The organism is Glaciimonas soli (assembly GCF_009497155.1).
Classification (GTDB): Bacteria; Pseudomonadota; Gammaproteobacteria; order Burkholderiales; family Burkholderiaceae_D; genus Glaciimonas; species Glaciimonas soli.
Genome location: NZ_WINI01000003.1, coordinates 443963 through 450279 on the forward strand (window position 1 = coordinate 443963; position 6317 = coordinate 450279).

General features: G+C 47.9%; 4 protein-coding genes. All 4 read left to right on the forward strand.

Translation table 11 applies throughout. The features are described from left to right. Positions 1–101 precede the first annotated feature (101 nt). Positions 102–875, forward strand: a complete 774-nt coding sequence (locus tag GEV47_RS08255) for a Hachiman antiphage defense system protein HamA (protein ID WP_153234247.1) — start codon at positions 102–104, stop codon at positions 873–875. Continuing rightward, positions 862–4266, forward strand: a complete 3405-nt coding sequence (locus GEV47_RS08260; protein WP_153234248.1) for a DEAD/DEAH box helicase — start codon at positions 862–864, stop codon at positions 4264–4266. The genes GEV47_RS08255 and GEV47_RS08260 overlap by 14 nt, the downstream gene beginning before the upstream one ends. After that, a complete protein-coding gene (locus GEV47_RS08265) occupies positions 4263–5069 on the forward strand; it encodes a TIGR02391 family protein (RefSeq protein WP_153234249.1) in 807 nt (268 codons plus the stop codon). Before GEV47_RS08260 ends, GEV47_RS08265 begins: the two co-directional genes overlap by 4 nt. A gap of 163 nt (positions 5070–5232) precedes the next feature. After that, positions 5233–6138, forward strand: coding sequence for a hypothetical protein (locus GEV47_RS08270; protein ID WP_153234250.1), 906 nt, complete (start codon positions 5233–5235; stop codon positions 6136–6138). Positions 6139–6317: the final 179 nt, after the last annotated feature.

Sequence of the window (6317 nt, forward strand, 5' to 3'; positions counted from 1 at the left end):
TTGCAACCTAATGTCAGTATTCACGATTACAATCATTTGAGATTCGGAGTTGCATTTGACGGGCGCATTCCTTGACGCCCACGAGAGGATCGGAGCGCGAGATGATATTTGCTGAATGGTGCGATAACCAGCGTGTAGATGTCGCACGCAAAAAATTATGGAAGCTGACTGAACGCGCAAATGGCCGCGCCGCGGTCGCAGCCAAAATGCCCCATCTTATTCGTTCTCACTATGATGATATGGGACGAATTGCCCAAGACGTTCTTGATCTTGGTTTTCCAGCCGCCGCGGCTCTTCTAGCGGAACGCTTACCACGACAAATACGAGCTCGGTCAGGTGAACTCGGTGAGATCTTAGCGACAGAATTCGTAGAGGAAGAAATTGGCTACACAATCCCCGTAAGACGCTTGCGATACAAAGATGGCCGAGAGATGGCGTTGCGAGGTGACGATCTCTTAGGATTTCGCACAGATGAAAATGGCTTACTTCATTTGCTGAAGGGCGAGTCAAAGAGTCGCGCGCAACTCTCCAGAATTACAATAGATGAGGCTAGGACAGCACTATGTCGTGATAATGGACGGCCGACAGCTACGTCGCTGCTATTTATGGCGGATAGAATGATGGAACGTGACGACGGACTGGCAACCATCGGTCGAACTCTCCGCAATGAAGTTGTTGCCCACGCGATTCCAGCGTCACGCATAGATCACCTTATGTTTGTAATGTCCGGTAACGCCGCACCGCAAGCATTGACTGAAAATCTCCACGCCGCAGATGAACACCATCCACAAACAATAGTGCATCTTTGGATCGAAGATCATCAAGACTTCATAAGACATATGTACGAAGGAGCCCTTGTTCTTGGAAACAACTGAAGAGTTGACTGCGTTCCTGACGCAAATTACAAATGATGGCTATCGTGGGCGTTTGCAGGCTCGGGGAGAAGCGCGCGCGATTATTCGTCATGATGGAGTTCTCCCTCCAGACTCCCCTGCATTTGGTGACAGCCTCGACGTAGACTTGGCTGAGTATGGCTTTTCACTTCTTCGTGCGGCACTAGCTCTTCGTGAAGTTAATGGAGACGGCGGATTAATTCGCCTCGGATTTGTTCGAGCAGGACACGCATTTGAAGCGTTGGTTCAGAACGGCTCTCCCGCGGATAGCAACCGTGGTTTCTATAGAGTGATTGGAAGCGCGGCCTTTCATCTCGCACGATATTCAGCATTAGCTTTTTCCTTATTGTCACAGAGCGGCCCGAACCAAAACCTCTCTCCAATCGAAGACGCGATGCGTTTGCTAATCATTCGGGACCTGACCGCACTGGGGGAGCGTGCAAAAACATGGCTTCAAGATCCAACGCATGGTGATGCTGCAATAGCTAGAGCAGGAGAAGCCGGAGAGATCGATTACGACGATGTCATTCAGCTAGTTGTCACTTCAGCAGTATTTCGAGCTTATGCTTTTTTTGAATTTGCGCTTCAGACTGGCATCGCGTCTCTCGTTGATGAAGCGCGGTCGTTGCTGCGCCGCGCCATCACACTTACGCAACATTCCAATGCAATATCGCTTTGGTGGATCTCCCGCATTGCATTGAATCTGATCGACGACCTCTGGGCGAATAGTTTACATGCAGTCTTACCACACGACGGCCCTCGAGGTTCCGAAAACTATTCATCACTCAGAAAATTATTCATTGGTGAGCTCTACTGTCGCAAGGCGGCAGAAGTCGAATTATGGCCATCCCAATCAGAGGCTGCGTTACGAGCTGTGGACATAACGGATGATCTTGTTGTGGCCTTGCCGACAAGTGCTGGTAAGACTCGAATCGCAGAAATCGCTGCTCTAATGGCTCTCGCGTGTGGAACAAGAGTGCTCATCGTCACTCCGTTGCGCGCGCTGTCCGCCCAAACAGAGCGATCATTTCGGAAAACATTCTCTACGCTGGGATTTACTGTTTCGTCATTATATGGAGCCAGTGGCTTGGGAGGTGGAGACGAAGACGCTCTGAGAACACAAGATATTGTAATTTCTACGCCAGAAAAATTGGATTTTGCGCTACGAAATGATCCGACGATTATCAACGATGTCGGCCTTGTAGTTCTTGACGAAGGACACCTTATTGGTCCGAATGAACGTGAAATCAGGTATGAGAGTCTGGTGCAGCGGTTACTCAGACGAGGGGACAATGCAAATCGACGCTTGGTCTGCCTATCAGCAATATTACCAGAAGGTGATCAACTAAACGATTTGACCGCATGGATCCGTAGTGACATGGCGGGCCATCCAATTCAGTCATCTTGGCGTCCCACACGTCAGCGCTTCGGCATGTTGTCCTGGGCTGGAAATTCGGCAAAATTAAGCTTCAATTTGGAAGTCGATGGCCCTTATATTCAACATTTTATACCGTCAAGTCGTCCGATTGGCCGCCGCAGGGTCTCGTTCCCAAGAGACAATAAAGAACTCACTCTTGCAGCCGCTTGGAAATTCTCTCATCAAGGAAAACGCACGCTAATTTTTTGTACGCAGAGGGATCATGTCGAAGGATACGGCAAAACGATTGTTGACCTGAACCGACAAGGGTACCTCCCTACTTTGCTAGAGGATGACGAACTTATCAAGCGTGCGGTCGCGGTTGGCCAAGAATGGTTAGGCGCCAACCATCCCGCTGTGTTGTGTCTCCCGATTGGCGTAGCTATTCATCATGGCCGCTTACCCAGGCCATTTTTACGAGAAGTAGAGGCCTTACTTTCATCGTCTGTTCTTCGTGTGACGGTTGGATCGCCAACGTTGGCACAGGGGTTGAATCTCAACGCAGCAGTTTTACTTATTCCCAATTTGTACCGTGCTGGCAAGCAGATATCAGGCGAGGAATTTGCAAATGTCGCCGGTCGTGCCGGACGCGCCTTTGTCGACCTTGAAGGACTGATCATCCACGTCATGCATGATTCAGTGACGTGGAGGCAAGGAGTATGGCGTCAGATTGTCATGGCGTCCAAAGCCAGGTCACTTAGTAGTGGCATTATTTCGATCGTAGATGAGGTTATACGACGCTTGCATCGAACCGGGATTTTTGCTCGTGCTGATGCATTGGATTATCTTTCGAATGCGCAGGAAGCGTGGTTTCCAGCCCAGATTCCTGACGACACCGACTCTATCGAAAGCCTGATTGAACGCCTTGACGCGACTGTTCTCGGGCTGATCGCCGCGCTTGACGCAAATAGTGCTGACTTACCTCGCCTGCTCGACGAAGCGTTAACCGGATCGCTATGGTCAAAACAGATTGCCAGGCTTGATCCGGTTCGCCGCCAGGGACAAATGTGGATATTAGTAACTCGTGCAACTCTCATTTGGAACAAAACGAACTTTGCCCAACGTCGCAGTCAATTCGCTATGGGTGTTGGCCTAGAGGCTGGTTTAGCCATTGACGCAAAGGCTCAAGAATTGATCGTTACGTTAGACTTGGCTGATGCTGCAGCTCAGCAAGGCAACGCTAATGGTCTGAGCAACGCACTTGTCGGTTTGGCTGAAAATCTTTTGCCAATCCGCCCCTTTACGCCCGACGATACCCTTCCCGACAATTGGCGTGAACTCTTGCGTTGGTGGATTCATGGTGTGGACGTAGCAGAGATTGGACTCGATAACATGCGTATTATTGACGACACCTTTGCATATCGCCTGGTTTGGGCAATTGAAGCACTACGAATGTATCGGCGTTCACATCAAATCGAATCCGCTGTTATAGAAGGAAGTGCTGCAGCATGTCTTGAAACAGGGCTCCCGCGAAACAACATGGCGATGCTCGTACGCACCGGCTTGCCATCTCGTGTAGCAGCAAAAATTGTCGTAGAGCAGCTTCAGCCGCAATTTACGAACAGAACCGAGATGAATCAATGGCTAGGTTCAGCAGAAATTACTGCCCTAAGCAACCAACAAAACTGGCCTACACAGGAAACCAATGAGATCTGGAGGCAGTTTTGCAACGAAACTCTTACCGCTTCGATAACAAGATGGTCATCCCAACGGTGGGAGATGAATTTGCCTGGAAACGTCAATATCGATCCAACTATACCCGGTCGCATCAATATCGATCCAATCAATGGCCAGGTATCGATCACCTCACCTGATTATCGTCCCCTCATTTCCATTCATCAACGTTTGCGACATACTCAGCCAAGCCTACTACAGGTCGAATTTTCAGCGGATCGAACAAATGCATGCATATCCCGTATGGGTCGAGGCAGCGCAGTATGGAGGAACGCTCAATGAGCCCCAAATGTTTCACTCAGAGTCAAGCCCAGGCAATAGCCAACGCGCTTGCTGATACTACCGAAGGTCTCAGCAATACTGAAATTAGCCACTTGCTCAGCGCGTGTAGGATGTCTGATCCGGCTCCCCAACAGACAAAACGGCATCGCCTCTTTAATGCATTTGCTGAGTCGCAAAACACCAGGCAAGATCGTACGGCCATTCTCGCTTTTATCCGCAAGACGATGAAACCAGAAATCTACGTTCGACAACTGGATCGCTTCGAAGTCATGCGAGAAAACCTAAATCGAGCGCTGGCGTTTGCAGGGCTAGCGGTCACAGCTGACGGCGAGCTCAAAGCTGTTGAGAAGGCAAATACTATTCAAGAAGCTGCGCATCGTGCTGATGAGCTGCGTTCCGATCTTGTAAGACGCAGAGTTCATCCGGACATTCTCGCATTCTGCAAAGCTGAGTTAGTTGCGGATAATTATTTTCACGCCGTCCTCGAAGCCGTCAAGAGTGTGGCGGATAAAATTCGATTAAAGACCGGACTTTCCGATGACGGAAATTCACTAGTTGATCGCGCTTTGTCGGGTGACTCTCCATTGCTTGCGATCAATGCGCTATCAACAGATAGTGAACGAAGCGAACAGCGTGGGTTCGCAAATCTGGTACGCGGTGCATTTAGCATGTTTCGTAATCCAACTGCCCACGAAGCTCGTGTTCGATGGGAAATTCAGAAGGATGATGCAGAGGATTTACTTTCATTGGCGTCGCTCATCCACAGAAGACTCGACTCTGCTGTTTCTGTGTCAAACGCTTAACTAGTCATCATCAAATATGAGTTAGAAATAGATGGTGTAAAGGTTAAATGTAATATCGATAAAATCCGTCAAAAAAATTCCGAAGAACGGGTAACAGTTTCGCTAAAGCTGCCGATGGGTAGGTGGACTTAATGCTTAGCTTTGCCACAAATAAGAAAAAATTATGGTATTTACTTCATCCGATTATGTAGCGTCGCTAGCAATATTGGTGTCGAGTGCAAGCGCATACTATACAAAGAGACAAAGCGAGTTATCGAATATCGCCTCGAATAACGATTATCGTGCGCATTTGTCAGACCACCACGAGAAGTACAGAATTATCGTAAAGGAGATAGAGGGGCAATATAGAGTCGATCTAGAAACCTTGGTCAAGCTCGCCGGCACCACACTGAGCGCTATCACGGACATATTCGACGAACACGATACGAATCGGAGAAGTATTCGTCCCTTAAGACATCTAATTCACGAATCGTCAGAAATGGTGTATTACGCATTTAAGGGGCAGTTGGCATGGAATTCCGGATCGAGTATTTCCTACAGATTTGCGCAGATATCCCGGATAGAGGATAGGCTAGATCCGCAATCGGATCAGTTCAGTGGAGGGGATTTTAGGAGGGCCTTTGAGCGTGCGTATCACAATGATCCCGAATTTCAGTTGGAAATTGAGCTGCAACAGGACATACACTTCTGCAAGCTAGTAAATCAAATGAGAGAGCGAATTGACCCTCAAAAAAAGGGAGATTTCCTGAAGAGCGTTCAAGAAAAATACCTGGATTTCCGAAATTTATTGATAGCATTGCAGCCTCAATTCGGAGATGGTTCCATCGTCCTTGAAAGAGCGCTTGAAGAAAATGAGATGGAACATTTTCCTCTTTCTGAATCACCACGGCTATATCGAAAATTGAAGCGCATCAAGTCACGACTAAGTATTCTCAACAATTTTGACACAATGAAAATTGATAATGAGAATATTGATAAATATCAGAACTATATATCGATTTGTATTTATATTTGTGCGATGTTGTTTGCCATTCAAGACGTACGTTCTTGGGGGTGGCGAAACGATTAATGTCGAGTGCAACGTAAATACCGAATCACGTTACGAATTGGTGCGTTTTTTACAATCACAATCTGAGAGTATATTAACTCAGACCTAACCCATGAACTAACTGATGAATTGTGGAGTGGACCTCCCCCAATTCTGTAGACGTTTTTCAACTTCCGCGATGTAACTTTTCGAAAGTCATA